Here is a 22,806-nt window from a genome sequence, read left to right as displayed (position 1 = left end):
CGGGCACCACCCGAGCAGAATCGCTCTATCGGCGACGTCTCTCGTCGTCGAGGCCGTCACGCACGGCCGTCACCGAGCAAAGGAGCCGACGTGGCAGACCCGACATCTGCGTCCACGACGCAGCAGGACCATACTTCTCTCCGACCCGGCGCACTGGGCGTCGCCGGGATCGTCTTCCTCGTCCTCGCGGCCGTCGCGCCTCTGACCGGCATCGTGGTGGTCGCCTCCCTCGCGATCGCGCTCGGCAACGGCGGCGGCACACCGATGTCGTTCTTCCTCGTGGCCGTGATCCTGCTGCTGTTCGCGGTGGGCTACGCGCAGATGTCGAAGCAGCTCGTCAATGCCGGCGGCTTCTACGCCTTCGTCGTGAAGGGTCTCGGCCGCACGGGTGGACTGGTCGCCGGGCTGATCGCGACCCTCGGCTACAACTTCTTCGTCGTCGGCACCATCGGCACCAGCGGCTTCTTCATGCAGAACATCATCCGCGACCTCACCGGCCTCGACGTGAACTGGCTGGTCTGGGGCCTGCTGTCGATCGCCGTGTGCTTCGTGCTCGCGAGGGTCGGCGTGGATTTCTCATCGAAGATCCTCGGCGTCTGCCTCGTGCTCGAGGTGCTGATGCTGGTCGTCTTCGACGTGTCGGTCCTCGTGCAGACCGGGTACGACCTCGGCGCATTCAGCCCCGAGGCCGTGTTCTCGGGATCGTTGCCGATCGGTCTGCTGCTCGCCGCCACCGGGTTCCTCGGCTTCGAGGCGACCGCGCTGTTCAGCGAAGAGGCGAAGCAGCCGCTGCGCACCATCCCCCGCGCCACCTACACCTCGATCATCGCGATCGGTGTGATCCTGGGCGTCACCACCTGGGCCGTCGTCAGCGCGACCGGCGTCGCGCAGGCGCAGGCCACGGCTCTCGAGCACCTGCCGACCGGCGACCTGATCTTCATGCTGTCCCAGCAGTACCTCGGCGGGCCGCTCACCACGGTCATGATGGTCCTGCTGCTGGTCAGCCTGTTCGCGGCCATGCTCGCGTTCCACAACTCCGCGACGCGCTACCTCTACTCGCTCGGCCGCTCGCGCATCCTGCCTCAGGCCCTCGCCCGCACTCGCGCCAACGGCGCCCCTCAGCTCGCCGGCATCGTGCAGGCCTCGTTCGCCGCGCTCGTCGCGATCATCTTCGCGATCGCCGGAGCCGACCCGATCCTCACCCTGGTGCCCGCGATGCTGGGGTTCGGAACGCTGAGCGTGCTGATCCTGCAGGGACTCGCGGCGATCTCGATCGTCGTGTACTTCCGGCGCAAGGGCGACCCCCGCTGGTGGAGCACGTTCATCGCCCCCGGCATCGGATTCCTCGGCATCGCCGCCATCTCGGTGCTCGCGGTCGTGAACTTCAACATCGTCGCCGGCTCCGAAGAACTCGCGATCCGACTCATGCCGTTGCTGCTCGTGCTCGCGCTGATCGGCGGCATCGTCTACGGCGCCTACCTGAAGCGATCGAAGCCGGCCGTCTACGAAGGACTCGCCTCCGACCTCGAGCGCTTCAGCGACCGCTGACGCCCCACAGACCCCACCATCAAGGAGAGACATGACGACCCTGAACCCCGCAGACACCTCCACCTGGCTGCCCCTCGAAGGTCTCGCGCCCGGTTTCGACGCGAACAAGGCACCGCACTCCACGGCCCTCAGCGGCCAGACGATCACTGTCGTCGACGCACGAGGGACCCGCATCTCGCACCGGTTCGCCGACACCACGGTGACCTGGGACTACCACCCGGGCGCGGAGGACCCCACGGAAGCCACCACCGACACCGACGACTACGAGGCTTTCGAAGTCGACGACGACCTCTACTTCGTGCAGTTCCATCACGACTATCTGCCGAACGAGGCGGTCTCGCTGGTCGTCGATCTTCGTCACGGTCGGGCGCTCGCGGTCATCTCGGTGATCCTGCCTGCACCCGAGCAGGGCCGCACCCGCGTGCAGCACGTCTTCGCCCCGTCGGTGATCGAGGGCGCTGCGGTGACAGGAGCCGAGCCGGCACCCACCACGACCCTCATCGGTCGCCGGGTCGAGTGGGTGTACAGCGAGGAGCACGCATACGAGCACGTCTATCTCTCGGAGCGCTGGTACTCGTGGCAGTGCCTCGCCGGCCCCGAACGAGGGCTCGCAGACACCGACGAGAACAGTGTGTGGGAGGTGCGCCCCGGCATCTACATCTTCGCGTGGCGCGAGAAGGTCATCCCGTGCGCGTCTGTGACGATCGCCGATCACCGTGACGTGAACGCGATCCGCTCGCACGGGGTGCTCTTCGGGCTCGATGAGTCGGGTGAGGTTCCGACGCACTTCACCTTCGGCGCCCACGGCCGCCTGCTCTCCACCACCCACCACGCGGCGGGTCTCGAGCCCGCGCTGTTCGGAGCGCTCTGACATGGTGGCGGCCGAGGCCGATCTGATCGTCACGGGGTCGGTGATCCGTACGGCGGATCGTCGGCATCCGGTCGTGGAGTCGTTCGCGGTGCGCGCCGGCCTGATCCTCGCCGTCGGCACCAGGGAGGAGGTGGATGCTCATCGCGGGCCGCGCACGCGAGTGCTGGACGTCGGGGCCGCCGCGGTCTATCCCGGCTTCGTCGACGTGCACAACCACCACGCGATGGCCGGTCGCACCGAGCTCTTCGAGCTCTCGCTGCCTCCGTCACTCTCCCTCGACCGCATCCTCGACCTCGTGCGGGACAGGGCTTCGACCCTGCCGCCCGACGCATGGATCGTCGGCGGCTCGGTGTCGACCACGCTGCTTCCCACTCTGGCGAACACGACGAGCAGACGGCGACTCGACGAGGCGGCGGGCGGACGCCCTGTCGTCATCGTCGAGGACTCGCGCCACAACCGCTGGGCGAACACGCGTGCGCTCGAGCTCGCGGGGATCACCGCCGACAGCATCCCGTCCGCTGGGGTCACGGTGCTCGACCCCGACGACGGGACGCCGACCGGTGTGCTGCTGGAAGCGGCCGGCATCCCGGTGCAGGAGGCGTACGACCGCAGCGGTGGGCTGACGAGCGACCAGCACGTCGCCGCCTCCCGCCGCGGGGTCGAGATCCTGAACTCGTTCGGCATCACGACGTTCCAGGATGCCGGGGTGTCGACCGACATCCTCGACGCCCTGGCCACCCTCGACCGCGCGCAGGAGCTGAACGCCTGGGTCGTGTCGTCGCTCCTGATCAACGACGAGATCTTCGGATTCGATCCGATCGGAGAGCCGCTCATCGCACGCGGCGAGGAGTTCCGCACTCGCCATCACCGGCCCGACTTCGTGAAGATCTTCCTCGACGGGGTTCCTCCGGCGCGCACCGCGTCGTTCCTCGAGCCCTACGTGGCGGATGCCGTGCACGGCGCGCACTTCCATGGCGAGACGACGATGACCGCCGAAGAGCTCTACGCCTGGCTGCGTTCGGTGGCCGAACGGGGACTCGGGGCCAAGGTGCACTGCACCGGTGACGGCTCGGCTCGGCTCGTGCTCGACGTCGCCGAGAGCATCCGAGCCGACGGCTTCACGACGCCGATCCAGATCGCGCACGGCCAGTTCCTCGCCGACGACGACATTCCTCGTCTGCGTGGGCTGGATGTGTCGGCCGACATCTCACCGTTCATCTGGTTCCCCGGGGTCATCCCGCAGGCGCTGGCCGAAGTGCTCGGCGACCGGGCCGAGCACTCTCAGCCCAACCGCGCCCTGCTCGACGCCGGCGCGCTCGTCGCCGGCGGATCGGACTGGCCGGTCAGCGAGTCGCCGAACACGCTCGAGGGTCTGCAGGGACTCGTGACCCGTGCCGACCCGCTGGGTCGCGCTCCGGGAGTGCTGTGGCCGGAGCAGGCGATCACGGCGGAGGAGGCGTTGGAGGTCTTCACCATCAATGCAGCGACGGCCATGGGCCTCGGCACCGAGACCGGTTCTCTCACGCCCGGCAAGTCCGCGGACTTCGTCGTGCTCGCCCGAGATGCGATCGCCGGCCCCGCCGACGAGATCGTGCACACGCCCGTGCTCTCGACCTGGTTCGAGGGACGAGAGGTGTACACGGCGAGCTGACAGCCGACGGATGCCGAAGCCCCCTCCTGCGAACGTCTGCGGGAGGGGACTTCAGCGATCGAGGCGAGTCGGCCCGATGTCACCGCCCCAGCAGGAAGTTCGCGCCGCGCTCGCCGATCATCGCGGCCGGCGCATTCGTGTTGCCGGTCGGGACGGTCGGGATCACCGAAGCGTCGATCACGCTCAGTCCCTCGACGCCTCGCACCCGCAGCGTCGAATCGACCACTGCCTCGGCATCCGACCCCATCCGGCAGGTGCCGACCTGGTGGTGATAGGTGATGGCGGTGCGGCGCACCCAGTCCTCGACGTCGGCATCCGACACCTCGGGCCCGGGATACACCTCCATCGCGCCCCATTGCTCCGCGAGAGCGGGCTGCGCGCCGATCCTGCGGCACTGCCGCACGGATGCCGCGAGCGCCGCCACGTCCCGTTCGTCCTCGAGGGCGGCGAGGTCGATCAGGGGCGGGTCTGCGAGATCGGGGCCGGAGAGGGTCAGCGCACCACGGCTGTACGGGGTGACGAGTCCGGCCATGAGCGTGAACCCGTCATCGCCTCGCGGCTCGAGGTCGCCCCACATCGGCACCGAGAAGTGGATGGGCTGCGTATCGGGCTCCGCGAGCCCGTCACGGCTGCGCCAGAACAGATGCGACTGCGTCACCGAGACACCGGTCTGCGGCGGACCCACCGGACGTTCGGTCGTGAAGATCACCGGCGAGAGCAGGTGGTCGTGCAGGTTCTTGCCCACCGACGGCGAATCGACGACGACCGGGATGCCGAGCGCCGAGAGCTCGTCGGCCGGGCCGATGCCGGATCGCAGCAGGATCACGGGCGAACCGATCGCACCGGCGGAGAGGATGACCTCCTCGGCCCGCAGCTCCTCGGCATCCACCCCCTCTCCGAGACGCACCCCGACTGCGCGACCGCTCTCGACGATCACCGAGTGCACCTCGCGACCGGTGACGATGGTGAGCCGGTCGGCGATCGGCTGCGCATACGTCATCCACGTGTTGACGCGCCTCCCGTCTCGGATCGTCACCTGCTGCTGCGAGACGCCGTCGAGCGTGCCGCCGTTGTAGTCCGGGTTGTGCGGCAACCCCTCTTCGACCGCCGCGTCGATGATCGATGCCTGGATCGGCGACAGCGCGTAGTCGTCGGTCACCGGCAGCAGATCGTTCTCGATCGCGTCGTAGACGGGCTCGACGGCATCCCACCCCCATCCCGTCGCACCGGCGCGCTCCCACGAGTCGTAGTCGGATGCGGCTCCCCGCACCCAGATCATCGCGTTCAGCGCATGCGATCCGCCGGTGACCTTGCCGCGAGGCAGATGCAGTCGTCGTCCGGCCGCGTGCTCCTGGGGGACGGTGAAGAAGTCCCAGTCGTCGGCGGAGTGCCACAGCTCCCCCGCCCTCGACGGATCGTGGATGGCGGGGTTCGAGTCGTAGCCGCCGGCCTCGATCAGCGTCACCTCGACGCCGGCATCCGCGAGTCGTCGCGCGACGATCGCACCCGACGTTCCTGCTCCGACGACGATCGCGGTCCTCATGCCTGAGCCTTCCGTCCGGGACCCGACACGACCTGCGACACGGCGACGGACTTGAGTCCCTCGACACCGAACTCCAGGCCGTAGCCCGAGCTCTTCACCCCGCCGAAGGGCACCATCGGATGCAGGCCGCCGTGGGAGTTGATCCACACGGTCCCCGACTCCATGCGGGTCGCCGCCTCGCGCGCGGCATCCGGATCGCTCGACCACACCGAGGCGCCGAGACCGACCTCGACCGCGTTGGCGAGCTCGAACGCCTCATCGACGTCGCTGTAGCGGATCACCGGCAGCGCAGGGCCGAACTGCTCCTCCTGCACGAGGGCGGCGTCGTTGTCGATGTCGGCGATGATCGTCGGGCGGTAGAAGAGCTCGCCGAGCTCGGGGGCCGCCTCACCACCCGTCACCACGCGAGCACCGCGGCTCTTCGCCTCCTCCACGAGCCGCGAGACGATGTCGAACTGCGCGCGGTTCTGCAGCGGTCCGAGCACGTTGTTCTCGTCGAGCCCGTTGCCGATCGGCACGGATGCCGCGATCCCGGCGAGCGCGTCCACGACCTCGTCGTAGACCGAGTCGTGCACGTAGAGGCGCTTCAGCGCCGCACACGTCTGACCGGTGTTGATGAAGGCGCCCCAGAAGAGATCCTCCGCGATCGCCGCGACATCGGTTCCGGGGAGCACGATGCCGGCGTCGTTGCCCCCGAGTTCGAGGGTCAGGCGGGCGAGGTTCCCCGCCGAGCTCTCGATGATCCGGCGACCGGTGGCGGTGGATCCGGTGAACATCACCTTCGCGATGTCGGGGTGAGACGCCAGGCGGGCACCGACCTCGCGGTCGCCCGAGACGCCGATCAGCACGTCCGCGGGGAGCACGTCGTTCATCACCGCCAGCAGCGCGAGCACGCTGAGCGGCGTGTACTCGCTCGGCTTCGCGACCACGGTGTTGCCCATGCGCAGTGATGGACCGATCTGCCAGATCGTGATCATCAGCGGCCAGTTCCACGGGCCGATGGCCCCGACGACGCCCGCCGCCTTGTACACGAGTTCGGCGTGGAGGGTCTCGTCGTCGACCAGCACCTGCGGGTCGAGCACGGTCGCCGCGTTCGTGCGCAGCCACGCCGAGCACGCACCGAGCTCGAAGCGCGCGTTCGGCCCGTTCAGCGGCTTGCCCTGCTCGCGGGAGAGCAGGTACGCGAGGGCCTCTGCGTGCGCGTCGATCGCGTCTGCCGCGGCGACGAGCAGTGCGCTGCGCTTCTCGTGACCGAGCGCCTCCCAGGAGGGCTGGGCGGCCTTCACCCGAGCGATCGCGGCGTCGAGATCGCTCACCGAGTGCACCGGCGCGCGACCGATGACGTCACGCGTCGCGGCATCCGGGATCTCCCGCCCACCGCCCTCCGGAGCCTGGATGCGGTCGAGCAGCGCGGCGGCTGCGGATGCGGCGGTTTCGGACATCGGGACTCTCCTTCGAGCGGGGCGCGCGCCGAGGATCCGGCACGCTCGTCTCATTGTCGAATGGCGCGCGACGGCGCACTTGTCGAGGAGCGCGCCGCAGATGTCCTGGCGCGAAGGATGCGCCGCGACGCCGCTCAGATCAGGGCGAAGTCCTCGAAGATGAGCGTCGTCCTCGTCGAGCGGATCGACGGGATCGCCTGGATGTCCTCGAGCACGATGCGGCGGAGGTCGCGCGCATCGCTCGCACGGACGAGCAGGATCACGTCGAAGTCGCCGCCGACCAGCGCCATGTGCTCGATCTCGGGGATCATCCGGAGCCTGGCACTGACCTCCTGCCAGGTGGCCTGCTCGATGGCGAGGGTGACGTACGCGCTCGCGTGATGACCGAGCAGCACCGGGTCGGTGCGCACCGTGTATCCGGTGATGATCCCGGCATCGGTGAGGCGCTTGATGCGCGCGTGGGCGCCTGCTCGCGAGATGTGCACCGCCTCGGCGATGGCCGTCATCGAGGCGCGGGCGTCGAGCCGCAACTGCTCGAGAATCGCGTGGTCCGTCTCGTCCAACGTGATCATGGAACCCCTTCGTCCGGTCACGGAATTCTGACATTTTGGCACGAGTGGTGGCAAGCACGGTGCATTCGTCCACGATCGGGCCGACTCTCTTGGACGACTGTCGCATGCGAGGCATGCTGGCCTCATCAGGTTCGGCAAGGAGGGCGAACGGATGGAACATGCAGATCTGCTTCCGCGCGACGCAGCGGTGCAACTGATCGACGCCGACGGCGCGATCGTCACCGACAAGGACTACGCGCTGCCGGGCACCGACACACTGCTGTCGGCGTACCGGGGGCTCGTCGAAGGTCGCCGCATCAACGACCAGGCCAGCGCGCTCGTGCGTCAGGGGCGCCTCGCGGTCTACCCGTCGTCGCACGGCCAGGAGGCCTGTCAGATCGGTGCCGCACTCGCCATCGCCTCCGACGACTGGCTCTTCCCGACCTACCGAGACTCGGTCGCGGTGATCGCGCGGGGCGTGGCACCCGCTGAGGCGATGGTGCTGCTGAAGGGCGACTGGCACTCCGGCTACGACGTGCGCGCTCACCATGTGGCCCCGCAGGCCACTCCCCTGGCGACACAGCTGCTGCACGCGGTCGGCTTCGCCTACGCCGCGAAGCGGAGGGGAGATGACACGGTCGTCATCGCCCTGTGCGGAGACGGCGCCACCAGCGAGGGCGACTTCCACGAGGCCATGAACTTCGCGGCGGTGTTCCATGTCCCTGTCGTCTTCTTCGTGCAGAACAACGAGTTCGCGATCTCGGTTCCCCTCAGCCGTCAGACCGCGGCGCCCTCGCTCGCGCACAAGGCGATCGGCTACGGGATGCCGGGGCAGCGCGTCGACGGCAACGACGTCGCCGCGGTGCTGGCCGTGCTCGGCGAGGCCGTCGATCGCGCACGATCAGGCGGAGGCCCGACCCTCGTCGAAGCCCACACCTATCGGATGCAGGCGCACACGAACGCCGATGACGACACCCGCTACCGCGAACGCGCCGAGGTGCAGGCGTGGGTCGCACGAGACCCCCTGACTCGTCTGCGGATGCACCTCACCGAGACCGGCGCACTCACCACCGAGCTCGAGGCCGAGTATGCCGAGGGGGCAGAGCGCATCGCGGCAGCGATGCGAGACGCACTCAACACCGACACCGACATCGATCCCGAAGACCTCTTCCGCTTCGTGACCGAGACACGATCTCCGCAGCTCGAGGAGCAGTGGCAGCTGCTTCGAGGAGAGATCGAGCGCACCGCAGACGCCACCGCAGGAGGTGCCCGATGACCATCGCACACGACGACATCCGCGTCGACGAGCGCTCGACGAGCGTGTCGACCATGAGCATGGCGGCGGCGCTGAACCTCGCGCTCGCAGACGCCATCCAGGCCGACCCCGAGGTCGTGGTCTTCGGTGAGGACGTCGGCGCTCTCGGCGGCGTCTTCCGGATCACCGACGGGCTCACCGCACGGTTCGGCGAGGACCGCTGCTTCGACACCCCGCTCGCCGAGTCCGGCATCGTGGGCACCGCGGTCGGTATGGCCATGAACGGCATGCGACCGGTGGTCGAGCTGCAGTTCGACGCGTTCGCCCTGCCGGCCTTCGAGCAGATCGTCAGTCACGTGGCGAAGCTCGGCAATCGCACACGCGGCGCCGTCCGGATGCCACTCGTGATCCGCATCCCGTTCGGCGGCGGCATCGGCGGGGTCGAGCATCACTGCGACTCGTCCGAGGCCTATTACGCCCACACGCCCGGACTCACCGTCGTCAGCCCGTCGACTCCGCAGGACGCGTACTCGATGCTCCGCGCGGCCATCGCCTCGCCCGACCCGGTGGTCTTCCTCGAGCCGAAGAAGCTCTACTGGACCAAGGGCGAGGTCGACACGTCGGTCACCGCCGAGATCGGCACGGCCCGCATCGCTCGCGAAGGTACCGATGTCACGCTCCTCGCCTACGGCGCCTCCGTGCCGCTCGCCCTGGAGGCGGCCGAGGTCGCGGCATCCGAGGGTCGCAGCGTGCAGGTCGTCGACATCCGCTCGCTCTCGCCCTTCGATGACGCCACCGTGACCGCCGCGGTGCGGGCGACGGGTCGCGCCGTCGTGATCGCCGAGGCGCCCGGATACGTCAGTGTGGCGTCGGAGATCCAAGCCAGGGTCTTCGAACGCTGCTTCGAGTTCCTCGAGGCTCCCGTGCGCCGCGTCACCGGATTCGACACCCCGTTCGCTCCGCCCAAGCTCGAGCACTGGTATCTGCCGGATGTCGACCGCGTGCTCGACGCGATCGACTCCCTGCACTGGGAAGACGAGTGCGGAGAGGACCAGTCATGACCGCTCTGACCACCCGGGTCTTCCGTCTGCCGGACCTCGGCGAGGGACTGACCGAGGCGGGCCTCGTGCAATGGCTCGTCGCGGTCGGCGACACCATCGTCACGGATCAGGCGATCGCCGAGGTCGAGACGGCCAAGAGCGTCGTCGAGCTGCCGTCGCCGTTCGCCGGCGTCGTGACGGCGCTGCACGGAGAGCCGGGCGAGACCATCGACGTCGGCGCCCCCGTGCTGGAGGTGGGCGACCCCGGTGGCTCCGAAAGCGAGGGGCGTCCCGCGGATGCCGAGAAGGAGACGTATCGCGAGGAGGAGCGCGCGGGTTCCGGCAATGTGCTGATCGGCTACGGCACGTCCGAGCGGGTCACGTCCGGCCGGCGTCGGCCCCGCGCGCGGGTGACCACCGCGCCGAGCCGACAGTCCCACCCCGCGGCGGATTCCGCCGCGCCGGCGAAACCGGAGGCGCAGATCGCACCCGAATCGGATGCCCCGGTACGACGCCCCGTGGCCGTCCACTCTCCCCTCGTGCGACGCCTCGCACGCGACCTCGGACTCGATGTGCACTCGATCTCTCCGACGGGGCACGACGGTGCGGTCACCCGCGCCGACGTCCTCGCCGCGGCGGTCGATGTCGCCGTCGACGGTGTCGCCGCCCAGCATCACGGCATGAGCGCGAGCACAGGCCCAGACGCGAGCGCCGACGGGGACGGAGACGTCCTCGACGGTCTCTCCGTCGCGTCGCGCGAGCGCATGTCTCCGCTGCGCAAGGCTGTCAGCGCGAAACTCGCTCGCAGCCGCTCCGAGATCCCCGAGGCGACCGTCTGGGTCGATGTCGACGCGACCGAACTGTGGAACCTGCGCTCGCAGATGGTGCCCGACGGAGCCAAGGCACCGTCCGTCACCGCTCTCCTCGCGCGGTTCGTGCTGCTCGCACTCGAAGACCACCCCGTGCTCGCATCACGTCTGAGCGACGATGCCTCGGAGCTCATCTCGTTCGACGGAGTGAATCTCGGGGTGGCCGCTGACACGGACCGCGGGCTGATGGTGCCGGTCATCCCCCGCGCGCACGAGCTCAGCGTCGATCAGCTAGACACGGCGCTGCGCGAACTGAGTGCGACCGCCCGCGCGGGGTGCATGCCACCCGAACGCCTGCGCGGATCGACCTTCACACTGAACAACTACGGCGGACTCGGCGTCGACGGCTCCGCCGCCATCATCAATCATCCGGACGTCGCGATCCTCGGGATCGGACGCATCATCGAACGCCCCTGGGTGGTCGACGGACAGATCGTGGCTCGGCGCATCGTGCAGCTGTCACTCGTGTTCGACCACCGGGTCTGCGACGGCGGCTACGCGGCGAGCTTCCTCCGCCGAGTGACGGAGCTCATCGAGCATCCGATCCGCGCGTTCGGGAGGGTGTGAGGGGCGGGCCCTGCCGGCACGACCCCAGACGTCATCCGAAGACAGCGGACTTGGCGGCCTTCCCGTCCTCCACCGTGATGCCGATGATCGTCGCTGCGCCTTCGACGGCGTCCCGATCCGAATGGAACCGGAACACCTGGCCCTCACGGTTCGACACGGCGTAGAAGTCGTCGCCCGACGACGCGACGTCGACGATCGTCCCCTCGGGGAACGCCGCCATCGCCTCAGAGATCAGGGCCCCCACTCGCACACCGGTGCGAGCAGGAAGCACCTCTCCGTCCTGCTCCCCCTCATCGAAGATGCGCTCGTCACCCACCGTGATCTTCCAGACCGTCGTGCCGCCCTCGACCGGCTGCACGAGCATCGATCCGGTTCCCTCGCCGTTGACCAGCTTCGTCGGTCCGCCCTCGTACTCGGGCTCGATCACCTGCGCCCCTTCGGCGGCGGCGATGACATCGTCGATCTCACCACCGAGCGACAGCGGGCCGACACCGCCGACTCCGATCTGCCAGTCGGCCCACGGCGCCGCAGGGTCGGCTGCGGGATCCTCCTCCTGGACGGGAGGGTTCTCCGTGAGATCGTCGATCAGCGCTGTCCGCGCCTCTTCGGCGCGACTCTGCAGAAGAACCGCCGCCGACTCGGCGTCGAAGGTGCGATCGCCGGTGAAGGGCTGCCACAACTGCACGATCACGTTGCCGGTCGAGGCGAACGCATCGAAGGAATGCCATCCGAGGGCGTCGTCCCGCAGCGTCCCTGCGAAAGCCCGCGTGTTCTCCGCATCTTCGGGGATGACCGCATCGAAGGTCGCAGTGCCTTCCTTGGAGAATTCCGCGCACTGCTCGGCCGCCCGCATGAGCTGATCCATGCGCGCCTGCGCCAGCGTCTCGTCGGCGAACTGCAGGACGAGCAGGCGCCCGAAGCCGTACTCGGGATCCGTCGGCACCTTCCAGTCGATCACTCGCGCTCCTACCGAGCCGAGCGACTGCTCCGCATAGAACGCTTCGCAGATCGCAGGACTCGCGGGCGCCCCACCACCGTCGGACACCTGCTCGAGAACGGCCGACGCATCACCGACCTCGGTCGCCTCGGGGACGAGTCCGATGATCTCCTCGGGCGTGAGCAGGAAGGACTCGAGTTCGTCGCCGACGAACGCCGCCGGCCCTGCGTACGGCTCGGGCGTGGACGCCTCGGGGGTCGGAGACGGCGACGTCGAGGGCTCCGCCGCGGGTGTGCACGCGGTCAATACGACGACCGCGACGACTCCGAGAGCCCCGAGACCGACCAGCCGGCGACGCTTTTCCAGAACACGCATGACACACCCTCCGATTTCCGCTTTCACATCGAGATCCGATGCCCCTGCGGCGAGCATATGGGTGCGGTGCTCGCCCGCCCAGAGATGGAGTCATGTCGGTATCAGAATGTGAAGAATCACATGCCATCAGGAGCATGCATCGAGTCCGACCCTTGGGCTGGGTGTCCATGTGCGCTACGCTCGCACTTTACTGACCGATCATTCGGTAAGTGCCCCGGCGACTCACTGTCGCTCTTCCCCACCGCAGAACAATGGAGTTCGCATGACGTCAGCAGTCTCCGCACGCAGCTCGACCGGGCGCATGCCCGCCGAGGAACGTCGAGTCCTCGCCAGCACCCTCGTCGGCACGTCGATCGAGTGGTACGACTTCTTCATCTACGCGCAGGCCGCCGGCCTCGTGCTCGCCCCACTGTTCCTCGCGCCGATCGCCGAAGAGAACAAGGGGTTCGCGCAGGTGCTGTCCTTCGCGACCATCGGAATCTCCTTCCTCTTCCGTCCCCTCGGGGCCATCGTCGCCGGACACCTCGGCGACAAACTGGGCCGCAAGAAGATGCTGGTGTTCACCCTCGTGATGATGGGTCTCTCCACCTCACTGATCGGCGTGCTCCCGACGTACGCGGCGATCGGGGTCGCCGCGCCGATCCTGCTCATCGTGCTCCGCATCCTCCAGGGATTCTCGGCCGGCGGCGAGTGGGGTGGGGCGGCGCTGATGGCCGTCGAGCACGCGCCGACGAACCGACGCGGGCTCTTCGGCGCCTTCCCGCAGATCGGCGTTCCGATCGGCATGATCCTCGCCACCGCCACTCTCTGGGTGCTGACGAGTTCGATGTCACCCGAGGCGTTCCTCGCCTGGGGCTGGCGGATCCCGTTCCTGCTGTCGATCGTGCTGATCGCCGTCGGCTACGTCATCAGGCGTGCAGTCGACGAGAGCCCGGTCTTCGAGGATCTCCGACGTCGCCGTCAGGAGGCCTCGGCACCGCTGGGCCGCCTGTTCCGCAAGAACACCAAGCAGGTCGTGCTCACCGCGCTCATCTTCATCGGCAACAACGCCGCCGGCTACCTGCTCATCGCGTTCTTCGCGACGTATGCGGTCACCACCCTCGGCATGGAACGTCCGCCCGTGCTCCTGGCGACGACGCTCGCATCCTTCGGGTGGCTCATCTTCACGCTCTGGGGCGGTCACCTGTCTGATCGACTCGGGCGCGTCCGCACGTTCCAGATCGGGTACATCGCGCTCGCCCTCTGGGCGGTGCCGATGTGGTTCCTGATCGACACCGCGAACATCCTCTGGTACTTCGTCGCCCTGTTCGTGATGACGTTCGCACTCGGTCTCTCCTACGGGCCGCAGGCGGCCCTCTACGCCGAGATGTTCCCGGCCAATGTCCGCTACTCGGGGGTCTCGATCGGGTATGCACTCGGTGCCATCCTCGGTGGGGCGTTCGCACCGATGATCGCCGAATCGCTCATGAATCAGTTCCAGGCGGCCTGGACCATCGGCGTCTACATCGCCCTCGCGGCGATCATCTCGCTCATCGGAGTGTCGATGGTCAAGGAGACGAAGGGCGTCGACCTGCACGCCTGAGCGCGCTGGACGAGAGCAGGTGAGCGGGCCGGTCGTTCAGGCGACCGGCCCGCTCACCTTTCAGAATCCGAGCACTGCGGAGGCGGCCGCCCGAGCATCCACCGCGGTCGCCGACGTCAGCACGGCCTCCGCCGCCGAAAGACACTGGGCCTCCGTGACCGCTCCGAGCGCCGCCGCCACCCGACCCAGCGCACGTGGCGTCATCGACAGCGAGGTGACCCCGAGTCCGACGAGCACGGGTGCGAGGGTCGGATCGGCGGCGGCCTCGCCGCACACGCCGACCGGAAGCTCCCATCTGCGCCCGGCGGCCCCCGCGGCTCCGATCAGTCGCAGAACCGCGGGCTGCCACGGATCGTTCAGATCGCCGAGTTCCCCCAGCAGACGATCGGCGGCCAGCGTGTACTGCGCGAGATCGTTGGTGCCGATGCTGACGAAGTCGACGACCTCCAGCATCTCGGACGCCAGCAGCGCCGCCGAAGGAGTCTCGATCATGACGCCGACCGTCAGGAGGCCGGCCGCTCGGGCTCTTTCGGTGAAGTCCCTCGCCTCGTCGACCGTGGCCACCATCGGCGCCATGACCTCGACGAGCGCCGACTCCGCGTCTGCGGCCAGCGCGAGCGCGCGCAGCTGATCGTCGAGCAGCGTGGGCGACCGTCGTGCGATGCGCAGGCCGCGAACCCCCAGAGCGGGATTGTCCTCGTGATCCGCGTTCGCGAACGGCAGGGGCTTGTCGCTGCCCGCGTCGAGCGTGCGCACGACGACCCTCCGTCCCGGGAACGCCGCGAGGACGCCTCGATACGCCTCGACCTGCTCGTCGACCGATGGGGCGTCGACTCGATCGAGGAAGCAGAATTCGGTGCGGAAGAGCCCCACCCCCTCCGCGCTCGCGGCTGCAGCGGTGGCTGCGTCGGCAGCGCCCCCGACGTTGGCCAGCAGGTGGATGCGCCGCCCGTCGGAGAGAACACCCTCACCGTCGAACGGCACGAGCACCGACGCGGATTCGGCCGCCTGAATCCGAGATGCGGCAGGCTCGACCTCGACCGTTCCCCTGTCGCCGTCGACGAGCACGGTCGCACCGGCGGCGATCCCGGTCGCACCGGCGAGGCCGACCACCGCCGGGATGCCGAGAGACCGGGCGATGATCGCGGTGTGCGACGTGGGCCCGCCCTGCTCCGTCACGAGACCGACGCAGTTGCCGCCGTCGAGAGCAGCGGTGTCCGCCGGAGCGAGGTCGGCAGCGACGAGCACGAAGGGTTCATCGCGCTCGGGGACCCCGGGCATGTCGACCTCGAGGATCTCGGCGATGATGCGATCGCGGACGTCGCGGATGTCGGCGGCGCGCTCTGCGGCTCGTCCCCCGAGCGCCGCCAGTCCCTTCTCATGCGTCACCGCGGTCTCCCACACCGCGCGGGCCGCCGTGCGTCCGCGCGTCCGCACGAGTGCGGACGCCTCGGCGACGAGCTCAGGATCGGATGCGAGCAGCCGCGAGGCATCGAGGATCGCGCGCGCCTCCCCCGTCGCCGACGAGGTGCGAGCACGCAGCTGATCGGCGACCGCCACCGCGGCCCACTCGATCGCGGACACCTCGCTCTCCCGAGCATCGGGCGCGACGACCGCGGTCGCATCCGGCTCCTCGAGTGGAGCGGCGAGGAGCACGACCGGTGCGGCGATGCGTCCACCGCTCACTCCCCGCCCGCGCAGCACGGTTCCCGCCGCCACGGGTGAGCGAGCCTGCGTCTGGGTCTCGAGGGACCGCGTCGCTGCTGCCACGGGAGTGCCCGCAGCCTCGGTCCCCTCACCGAAGCCGTCGGCGAAGAGAGCGACGAGGCGCGCGACGACGCCCTCCGCGTCGGCCCCGGTCGCGGACAGCTCGATCTCGTCGCCGTGGCGAGCGCCGAGGATCAGCATTCGGGAGAGGCTCACGGCTGCGGCATCGGGTCCGTCCGGCAGCTTCCGGAGTCGCACGTCGGCGCCCACCGAGGTCTCGGCGATGAGAGCGGCCGGACGAGCGTGGATGCCGAGCGGATTCCGCACGGTCACCGTGCGTACGACGGCATCCGACCGGAGAGACGAGCCCTCGTCGAGGGACCTCGCATCGGCGACCGGACCGCTGTCGGCCTGACCGCCCTCGTCCGCGTCCGCCAACTGCCCGGTCTTCGCTCCGAGGGCGGCCGACGCCTCCTGGGCGACGACCTCGAGCGAACCGCCCGCCGCCGCCGACACGACCGCCGCGAGCAGACCTTCGACGAACGGTGCCGGAGCCAGACGCACGGGCACATCACTCATCCGGAGCTCGAGAGCGAGCTCCGCACTCAGCACGGCCGACCCCAGGTCCATCAGCACCAGCACGCCGTCGCACTCCGCCGCGAGTTCGTCGATCGCGGCCGCGACCGCGACCGCATCGGTCCCGAGGATCGGTGTGCCGTCGGGCTCAACGCCCGCGCCGGCGGCCACACGCACGCGCATCCCGTCGCCCTGCACCATCTGCAGGGCAAGCTCCAGCGCCGCCTCCCCGAGCCGTGCACTGTGGGAGACGGCGACGATGCCGATCATCAGGACGATTCCGCCGTCGCCTGCGCGAGGGTCTCGAAGAGAAGGGTCGTGGATGCCGATCCTGGATCGAGATGACCGGCGCTGCGTTCACCCAGATAGCTCGCGCGTCCCTTGCGGGCGACGAGCGGCAGGGTCGCATCTCGACCGACAGCCGCAGCCTGGGCGGCGGCCACGGTCGCCGCCGCGAGATCCGCTCCGCGGGCGACGGCCGCGTCGAGCGCGTCGACCGCCGGCGCCATCGCGTCGAACATGGTCTTGTCCCCCGCTTCGGCCTTGCCCCGAGCGACGATGCCGTCGAGCCCCGCCCGCAGCGAGGCTGCGAGCGCCGTCGCGTCGAGCTCGGTCACGGGCCCGGCGGCCATCCCCATGCGCAGGAACAACGTGCCGTACAGCGGACCGCTCGCGCCTCCGACCGAGCTCACGAGCGTCATGCCGACGCCCTTGAGCAGTTCGTCGACGGTGGCCGGCGTGCCCGCCTCGAGCTTCGCCACGACCGCATCCATCCCCCGAGCCATGTTCGCCCCGTGATCGGCGTCACCGATCGCTGAGTCGAGCTCTGTCAGCCAGTCCCGCTTGGCGGTGACGGCGTCGCGGAATCGGTGGATCCAGTCGACCAGTGCTGCGGTGTCGACGCTCGCCATCATGCTCCCCACCGCAGGCCGGGGGTGTTCACCGGAGCGTCCCACAGGCGCAGCAGCTCGTCGTCGGCCTTGAGCACCGTGAGCGAGCAGCCGGCCATGTCGAGCGAGGTGATGTAGTCGCCGACCAGGTTGCGGGCGATCTGCACTCCGGCCTTCTCGAGCAGCGGCACCACCTCGCCGTACATCAGGTACAGCTCGATCAGGGGCGAACCGCCCATGCCGTTGAGCATCACGATCGCCGGCCCTGCCGCGTCGAGGTCGGCGAGGATCGGTTCGACGAGCTGGCGGGCGATCTCGGATGCGGGTGCCAGAGGTTCACGGTGACGACCAGGCTCGCCGTGGATGCCGATGCCGATCTCCATCTGATCCTCCGGCAGATCGAACGTGGGCTTGCCGGCGGCGGGGACGGTGCAGCTCGTGAGCGCCATGCCCATCGAGCGGCCCTGGGCGTTGATCCGCTTCGCGAGCTCCACGACGGATGCGAGGTCCTGCCCCTCCTCCGCGGCCGCGCCGACGAGCTTCTCGAGAAGTACGGTCAGACCGACGCCGCGGCGCCCCGCCGTGTACAGCGAGTCCTGCACGGCGACGTCGTCGTCGACGATGACGGTGCCGACCTCGATGCCCTCCATCTCGGCGAGTTCGGCGGCCATCTCGAAGTTCAGCACGTCTCCCGTGTAGTTCTTCACGATGTGCAGCACCCCCGCGCCGCGATCGACGGCCTTGGTCGCGGCCTGCACGCGATCGGGGGTCGGCGAGGTGAAGACCTCACCCGCGACGGCGGCGTCGAGCATCCCCACTCCGACATACCCTCCGTGCAGCGGCTCATGGCCGGACCCACCGCCCGAGACCACCGCGACCTTGCCCGCGTCCTTCGGCGTCGCGCGGGTGATCACCTGGGTCTCGAAATCGACGGACAGCTCCGGATGCGCGAGGGCGACGCCCCGCAGCGATTCGGCCAGCACATCGGCGGGGTTGTTGATGAGCTTCTTCATCGTTCGATCTCCCTTGATCTCTGCGGTGGCGATCTTTCGCAATATTGGAAAGTTATTCGTCAATGTCGAATATGCTCGGGCGCAGTCGAGTTGTCAAGGTCCACTCAGACGACCGACGCGACCGCCCGGCTCGACGACGAACCGGAGGAGGAGGCCACTGTGATCCAGGCCATCGATCGCGCCGCCAAGGTGCTCGAGCTGCTGCAGGGCGCGCGCCACCTCGGCATCACCGATCTCTCCCTCGCCCTGGGTCTTCCCCCCTCGACCGTGCACGGGATCGTCAAGTCGCTGCGCGAGCACGGACTGGTCGCGAAAGAGCGCGGCGGGCAGCGCTACATGCTCGGGCCGACGCTGCTGCGGCTCAGCAACGTGTACCTCGACACCTTGGACGTCAGGGCGCGCGCCATGCGCTGGACGCAGGAGCTCGCCCGCCGGACGAACCTGCCGGTGCGCCTCGGGGCCCCGCACTTCCACGAGGTGCTGGTCATCCACCACGACCTGCGCCCGGACGACAGCCAGCAGATGCTCGAGACCGGCGTCGCGATCCCCGCGCATGCCTCGGCGATGGGCAAGGTGCTCCTCGCCCACGACCTCGGCTTCCAGCGCACGGTCTTCGAGCGTCCGCTGCGCAGCCTCACGGGCGACACGATCACCGACATCGCACGGCTGACCCTCGAGCTGCCCGCCATCGCCGAACGCGGCAGCGCCTCGGAGACCGATGAGGCGGTGCTCGGCGAGTCCTCGATCGCCGCCCCCGTCGCCGATGCCTCGAACGACATCGTCGCGGCGGTCGCGGTCGTGATGCCGACCTCGCACGCACCGGCCTCCGACGCCGTGCTCAACGCGCTCCGCGAGACCGCGCGCAACATCTCACGGGAGCTCGGCGCGACGTCATGGCCGCCGCGCGTCGCCCCCGCGGATGACTGAACGCCGCCGAGTGAGCGACGACGACCGGCCTACTCGGCCAGCAGCAGATCAGCCGCGCGCTCGCCGATCATGATCGAGGGCGCGTTGGTGTTGGCGCTGGGCACGAACGGCATCACCGAGGCATCCGCGACCCGGAGGCCTGCGATGCCCCTGACCCGCAGCTGCGGGTCGACCACCGCGAGCTCGTCGGTGCCCATACGGCACGTGCCGACCTGGTGGTGGTACGTGCCGACGGTCCGGCGGGCGAAATCGCGCAGCTCGTCACGGGTTGTGACACTCTCTCCGGGCGCGAACTCGGACGCGCGGAAGGGCGCGAACTCGTCGCGACCGCCGATCTCCCTGACGAGTTCGATCGCGTCGACCATCGCCTCGAGATCACGCTCATCGGCGAACACCTGCGGATCGACGAGGGGCGCCACCGACGGCTCGGCCGATGACAGACGGACGCTGCCGCGCGAGTGCGGCCGGACGATCCCCGCCGTGATCGTGTAGCCCTGCTCGGGTGCCGCTCCCCCATCCGTCGGATACGGCACATGGATGAAGAGCGGCTGGAGGTCGGGTGCATCGGAGTCGCTCACGATGCGGGAACGCGCGTACAGCTGGCTCTCGAGCAGGTTCCACTGCGGCGGGGCCACCGGGTCGAGGGCCTCGTACAGCACGCTGACCAGCAGGTGGTCGTGCAGGTTCTCCCCGACCCCGGGCACGTCGGCGACGACCTCGATGCCCAGCTGCTCGAGATCGCCTCGGGGTCCGATCCCCGAACGCAGCAGCACAGCGGGTGAGCCGATCGCGCCACCTGACAGCACGATCTCGCGCCGTGCCGTCGCCAGGTGGCGGACTCCGTCGACCTCGTATTCGACACCGACGGCCCGTCCCGCGTCGACGACGATCCGGTCGACCAGCGCGTTCGTGGTCACCGCCAGCGCCTCGTGCCCGAGGATCGGCGCCACGAAGGACTGCCAGGCCGATGCGCGCTTGCCGTCCTTGGTCGTCGTGTGGTTGAAGCCGGCCCCGTCGAGGCTGTCGCGATTGAAATCCTCGGTGCGCGGGATGCCGCTCGACACCGATGCCTCCACGAAGGCCGCCGCGAGCGGATGCCGGCTGTCGACGGGGATCCGCTCGACATGCAGCGGGCCACCGGCTCCGTGGAAGTCGTCCGCACCGTCGGCGTGGTCCTCGGACTTGCGGAAGTACGGCAGCACATCGTCCCACGACCAGCCGCTCGCGCCCTGGGCAGCCCAGCCGTCGTAGTCGCGGCGGTCGCCGCGCATGTAGATCATGCCGTTCAACGAGCTCGACCCTCCGAGCGTCTTCCCCCGCGGCCAGTACAGGACCCGTCCGTCGAGGTGTTCCTGCGGCGTGGTCATGACGGCCCAGTCGTTCGGAGACATGAGAAGCCCCGGCCACCCCTGGGGCGAGTGGATGTTCGGATCGCTGTCGACGGAGCCGGCTTCGATCACGTGCACGCTGTGCCCCGCATCCACGAGCCGGCGTGCGATCGCACTGCCTGCGGATCCCGCACCGATCACGACGTAGTCGGCCACTTCTGTGAGCTCGGTCATCACTCGTTCCTCTCTGAACGACAGACGTCTTCGTCTGCTCTCAGATCAGGATCGCCCTTCCGGAGCGCTTGCGACCGGCCACCGACGAACAGCGATATGCCGGATGCGCACGGATCCGTGGCACAGCGACCGCAGCAGCCCCCGGACTCAGTGCGCGACCGTGAGCGTCTGCGCGCGGTATTCGCTGGGCGTGATGCCGAACCGGGTGCGGAACGCTCGGGTGAACGCGGTCGCGTCGGTGAAGCCCCATCGCGCACCGATGGAGGAGATCTGCTGGGCGCTCTGCGTCGGGTTGCTCAGATCGCGCCTCGTGGCGTCGAGCCGACGATGCCGGATCCACGCGCTGACGGTGTCGTTCTTGCCCTCGAACAGCTTCTGCAGATAGCGCACCGAGATGTGGTGGGCCCTCGCGATCTCCGTGACGGTGAGTTCGGCATCGCCGAGGTGCTCCGCGATGTACAGCTCGATCCGGGTGAGCAGGGCTCGGCGTCCGACCTCCTCGCCACCGTCCAGCTCCAGCTCGAGCCGCTCGCCCAGAGCGGCGGTGAGCATGTCGAGCACCGCGTCCGACAACGGCATCCGATTCTGCAGTGTGCCGTTCTCGAGCGTCGCGTCATAGGCGCGCAGCATCGACGACGCGATCGCTCCGACGCCTTCGCGTCCGGAGAACCGCGAAGCGGTGAGGGCGCGCAGTCGTGCCCGATCGATGCGCAGAGTCTCGAGGGGGAACATCACCACGAGCATCCGGAACGGGCCGTCGAAGTCGAGCGCGTACGGTCTCGTCGTGTCGTAGACGGCGAAGTCTCCGGGCATCAGGATCGCCTCGCGACCGTCCTGACCGATCAGGCTGCGCCCCTGCAGCTGCACGCCGAGTTTGATGTGCCCAGGGTCGTCTCGGGCGATCTCCGCTCTCGTGCGACTCACGCGCACCGCTGATCCTGCGACGCTCGAGACCGACAGCGGGCCGACCGGCTGTGCGACGAGCTTGCCCTGGAAACCCGACCGCTCGGCCCGTTCGGACGACCAGGCCCGCAACGGCACGAAACTGCGGTTCACGGCATCCGTCCACATGTCGAACCGCTCGGCGGAGGGCACCGCACCGCAGTCGACGACGACTCTGCCAGCGACCGCATCGGGTGCGCGATCGTCCATTGGTCACTCCTCGCCTCATCGCGTGTCGGACAGCATACGCGCAATACATCGGCGCGAGTGGGGCTCAGCGGGACTGCAGTCCGTCCAGACTCACCCGCAGGATGTCCTCACCCAGCTCGTCGGGGTCGACGGGTCCACCGGGGCGGTACCACTCGACCACGGAGTTGATCATGCCGAAGATCAGCCTGGTGGCGACTGCGGCATCCACGTCGTCGCGGATCAGCCCTTCGGCCTGAGCCTCGGTGACGATGGCGGTGACCCTCTGATCGAAAGCGCGGCGACGGACGAGTGCGGACGTCTCGACGTCGCCGTTGCCACGGACGCGCAGCAGCAGCGTCACCGAGGGGAGCTTCTCGGTGAGCACATGCACCGCGCCGCGGATGATCGATCGCAGACGGTCGGAGGCGAGTGGATGCCGGGCTGTCGCGTCGTCGACGACGGCCTCGAGCGCGTCGAGGGCGTCGTTCAGTGCGAGTTCGAGGATCGCGGACTTCGATTCGAAGTGGTGGTAGAGCGCGGACTTGGTGAGCCCCAGCGTCGCGCTGAGGTCTGCGACACTCGTCGCGTCGTAGCCCTGCTCGTTGAACACCTTCACGGCGACCGCGAGCACCTGCTCACGGTCATAACCTGGCCGGCCGCGCTTGGGGGCCGGCGCATCGGATCGGGGCTGCGCCATGGGCCAAGTCTGTCATTCCCGGTGAGTTGCCATTCGCTCTGCGATCTGAGATCGTATTCCTGACCGATCGGT

18 protein-coding genes are annotated in these 22,806 nt (G+C 69.0%); 8 read left to right on the top strand and 10 right to left on the bottom strand.

Translation table 11 applies throughout. The features are described from left to right. Positions 1-90 precede the first annotated feature (90 nt). From JOF42_RS07725 to JOF42_RS07715, 3 genes are read left to right on the top strand one after another with little or no spacing between them, the layout of a single operon-like run. Positions 91-1,548, top strand: a complete 1,458-nt coding sequence (locus tag JOF42_RS07725; protein ID WP_210097328.1) for an APC family permease — start codon at positions 91-93, stop codon at positions 1,546-1,548. 31 nt (positions 1,549-1,579) lie between these two features. Continuing rightward, on the top strand, positions 1,580-2,419 hold the full coding sequence (locus JOF42_RS07720) for a molybdenum cofactor biosynthesis F family protein (protein WP_210097327.1): 840 nt from the start codon (positions 1,580-1,582) through the stop codon (positions 2,417-2,419). A gap of 1 nt (position 2,420) precedes the next feature. After that, positions 2,421-4,070: an amidohydrolase gene (locus JOF42_RS07715; protein WP_245340752.1), complete on the top strand. Its 1,650-nt coding sequence runs from the start codon at positions 2,421-2,423 to the stop codon at positions 4,068-4,070. 79 nt (positions 4,071-4,149) lie between these two features. Here JOF42_RS07715 and JOF42_RS07710 read toward each other — a convergent pair whose 3' ends face one another. The 3 genes from JOF42_RS07710 to JOF42_RS07700 form a co-directional block, all read right to left on the bottom strand. Beyond that, positions 4,150-5,613, bottom strand: coding sequence for a GMC family oxidoreductase (locus JOF42_RS07710; protein ID WP_210097326.1), 1,464 nt, complete (start codon positions 5,611-5,613; stop codon positions 4,150-4,152). After that, positions 5,610-7,055 (bottom strand): aldehyde dehydrogenase family protein, encoded by a 1,446-nt coding sequence (locus JOF42_RS07705; protein ID WP_210097325.1) that lies wholly within the window; start codon positions 7,053-7,055, stop codon positions 5,610-5,612. Before JOF42_RS07705 ends, JOF42_RS07710 begins: the two co-directional genes overlap by 4 nt. Positions 7,056-7,189: 134 nt before the next feature. Continuing rightward, positions 7,190-7,627: an Lrp/AsnC family transcriptional regulator gene (locus JOF42_RS07700; protein WP_210097324.1), complete on the bottom strand. Its 438-nt coding sequence runs from the start codon at positions 7,625-7,627 to the stop codon at positions 7,190-7,192. Positions 7,628-7,778: 151 nt separating this feature from the next. Here JOF42_RS07700 and pdhA point away from each other — a divergent pair, with 151 nt between their 5' ends. Genes pdhA through JOF42_RS07685 form a run of 3 tightly spaced genes read left to right on the top strand, consistent with a single transcriptional unit; the run spans position 7,779 to position 11,337 of the window. After that, positions 7,779-8,882: a pyruvate dehydrogenase (acetyl-transferring) E1 component subunit alpha gene (gene pdhA, locus JOF42_RS07695; protein WP_210097323.1), complete on the top strand. Its 1,104-nt coding sequence runs from the start codon at positions 7,779-7,781 to the stop codon at positions 8,880-8,882. Beyond that, on the top strand, positions 8,879-9,922 hold the full coding sequence (locus JOF42_RS07690) for an alpha-ketoacid dehydrogenase subunit beta (RefSeq protein WP_210097322.1): 1,044 nt from the start codon (positions 8,879-8,881) through the stop codon (positions 9,920-9,922). Before pdhA ends, JOF42_RS07690 begins: the two co-directional genes overlap by 4 nt. Continuing rightward, the gene (locus JOF42_RS07685; protein ID WP_210097321.1) at positions 9,919-11,337 is read left to right on the top strand and encodes a dihydrolipoamide acetyltransferase family protein; all 1,419 of its coding nucleotides are present in this window, start codon (positions 9,919-9,921) and stop codon (positions 11,335-11,337) included. The genes JOF42_RS07690 and JOF42_RS07685 overlap by 4 nt, the downstream gene beginning before the upstream one ends. Before the next feature lie 31 nt (positions 11,338-11,368). Here the strand turns inward: JOF42_RS07685 and JOF42_RS07680 are convergent, their stop codons facing one another. Next, positions 11,369-12,649, bottom strand: a complete 1,281-nt coding sequence (locus JOF42_RS07680) for a hypothetical protein (protein ID WP_210097320.1) — start codon at positions 12,647-12,649, stop codon at positions 11,369-11,371. 262 nt (positions 12,650-12,911) lie between these two features. On the opposite strand from JOF42_RS07680, the gene JOF42_RS07675 reads away from it, so the two are divergent. Beyond that, positions 12,912-14,231: an MFS transporter gene (locus JOF42_RS07675; protein ID WP_210097319.1), complete on the top strand. Its 1,320-nt coding sequence runs from the start codon at positions 12,912-12,914 to the stop codon at positions 14,229-14,231. Positions 14,232-14,291: 60 nt separating this feature from the next. On the opposite strand, the gene ptsP is transcribed toward JOF42_RS07675, so the two are convergent. The 3 genes from ptsP to dhaK are packed head-to-tail and all read right to left on the bottom strand — an operon-like array spanning position 14,292 to position 18,417. Further along, complete coding sequence (ptsP, locus tag JOF42_RS07670; RefSeq protein WP_210097318.1) at positions 14,292-16,784, bottom strand: phosphoenolpyruvate--protein phosphotransferase; 2,493 nt, start codon at positions 16,782-16,784, stop codon at positions 14,292-14,294. Further along, positions 16,784-17,425 (bottom strand): dihydroxyacetone kinase subunit DhaL, encoded by a 642-nt coding sequence (dhaL, locus tag JOF42_RS07665; RefSeq protein WP_210099123.1) that lies wholly within the window; start codon positions 17,423-17,425, stop codon positions 16,784-16,786. The genes ptsP and dhaL overlap by 1 nt, the downstream gene beginning before the upstream one ends. Next, complete coding sequence (gene dhaK, locus JOF42_RS07660) at positions 17,425-18,417, bottom strand: dihydroxyacetone kinase subunit DhaK (RefSeq protein WP_210097317.1); 993 nt, start codon at positions 18,415-18,417, stop codon at positions 17,425-17,427. Before dhaK ends, dhaL begins: the two co-directional genes overlap by 1 nt. Before the next feature lie 90 nt (positions 18,418-18,507). Between dhaK and JOF42_RS07655 the strand changes: the two genes are divergently transcribed. Further along, positions 18,508-19,344: an IclR family transcriptional regulator gene (locus JOF42_RS07655; RefSeq protein ID WP_245340751.1), complete on the top strand. Its 837-nt coding sequence runs from the start codon at positions 18,508-18,510 to the stop codon at positions 19,342-19,344. Between the two features lie 29 nt (positions 19,345-19,373). Here JOF42_RS07655 and JOF42_RS07650 read toward each other — a convergent pair whose 3' ends face one another. The 3 genes from JOF42_RS07650 to JOF42_RS07640 all read right to left on the bottom strand — a co-directional run bounded on the left by JOF42_RS07650 (position 19,374) and on the right by JOF42_RS07640 (position 22,734). Continuing rightward, complete coding sequence (locus tag JOF42_RS07650; RefSeq protein ID WP_210097316.1) at positions 19,374-20,906, bottom strand: GMC family oxidoreductase; 1,533 nt, start codon at positions 20,904-20,906, stop codon at positions 19,374-19,376. Positions 20,907-21,053: 147 nt separating this feature from the next. Beyond that, a complete protein-coding gene (locus JOF42_RS07645; protein WP_210097315.1) occupies positions 21,054-22,058 on the bottom strand; it encodes an AraC-like ligand-binding domain-containing protein in 1,005 nt (334 codons plus the stop codon). Positions 22,059-22,122: 64 nt separating this feature from the next. Beyond that, complete coding sequence (locus JOF42_RS07640; protein ID WP_210097314.1) at positions 22,123-22,734, bottom strand: TetR/AcrR family transcriptional regulator; 612 nt, start codon at positions 22,732-22,734, stop codon at positions 22,123-22,125. Positions 22,735-22,806: the final 72 nt, after the last annotated feature.

Origin of the sequence: Microbacterium phyllosphaerae, from assembly GCF_017876435.1 — a bacterium.
In the GTDB taxonomy this organism is placed as follows: Bacteria; Actinomycetota; Actinomycetes; order Actinomycetales; family Microbacteriaceae; genus Microbacterium; species Microbacterium phyllosphaerae.
This window is presented reverse-complemented; position numbering and strand designations above follow the sequence as displayed.

Excerpts from the sequence above, each read along its gene's own strand:
- JOF42_RS07720 (WP_210097327.1), top strand. The coding sequence starts at position 1,580 with ATGACGACCCTGAACCCCGCAGACACCTCCACCTGGCTGCCCCTCGAA.
- JOF42_RS07715 (WP_245340752.1), top strand. The coding sequence starts at position 2,421 with ATGGTGGCGGCCGAGGCCGATCTGATCGTCACGGGGTCGGTGATCCGT.
- JOF42_RS07710 (WP_210097326.1), bottom strand. The coding sequence starts at position 5,613 with ATGAGGACCGCGATCGTCGTCGGAGCAGGAACGTCGGGTGCGATCGTC.
- JOF42_RS07705 (WP_210097325.1), bottom strand. The coding sequence starts at position 7,055 with ATGTCCGAAACCGCCGCATCCGCAGCCGCCGCGCTGCTCGACCGCATC.
- JOF42_RS07700 (WP_210097324.1), bottom strand. The coding sequence starts at position 7,627 with ATGATCACGTTGGACGAGACGGACCACGCGATTCTCGAGCAGTTGCGG.
- pdhA (WP_210097323.1), top strand. The coding sequence starts at position 7,779 with ATGGAACATGCAGATCTGCTTCCGCGCGACGCAGCGGTGCAACTGATC.
- JOF42_RS07690 (WP_210097322.1), top strand. The coding sequence starts at position 8,879 with ATGACCATCGCACACGACGACATCCGCGTCGACGAGCGCTCGACGAGC.
- JOF42_RS07685 (WP_210097321.1), top strand. The coding sequence starts at position 9,919 with ATGACCGCTCTGACCACCCGGGTCTTCCGTCTGCCGGACCTCGGCGAG.
- JOF42_RS07680 (WP_210097320.1), bottom strand. The coding sequence starts at position 12,649 with ATGCGTGTTCTGGAAAAGCGTCGCCGGCTGGTCGGTCTCGGGGCTCTC.
- JOF42_RS07675 (WP_210097319.1), top strand. The coding sequence starts at position 12,912 with ATGACGTCAGCAGTCTCCGCACGCAGCTCGACCGGGCGCATGCCCGCC.
- ptsP (WP_210097318.1), bottom strand. The coding sequence starts at position 16,784 with ATGATCGGCATCGTCGCCGTCTCCCACAGTGCACGGCTCGGGGAGGCG.
- dhaL (WP_210099123.1), bottom strand. The coding sequence starts at position 17,425 with ATGGCGAGCGTCGACACCGCAGCACTGGTCGACTGGATCCACCGATTC.
- dhaK (WP_210097317.1), bottom strand. The coding sequence starts at position 18,417 with ATGAAGAAGCTCATCAACAACCCCGCCGATGTGCTGGCCGAATCGCTG.
- JOF42_RS07650 (WP_210097316.1), bottom strand. The coding sequence starts at position 20,906 with ATGACCGAGCTCACAGAAGTGGCCGACTACGTCGTGATCGGTGCGGGA.
- JOF42_RS07645 (WP_210097315.1), bottom strand. The coding sequence starts at position 22,058 with ATGGACGATCGCGCACCCGATGCGGTCGCTGGCAGAGTCGTCGTCGAC.
- JOF42_RS07640 (WP_210097314.1), bottom strand. The coding sequence starts at position 22,734 with ATGGCGCAGCCCCGATCCGATGCGCCGGCCCCCAAGCGCGGCCGGCCA.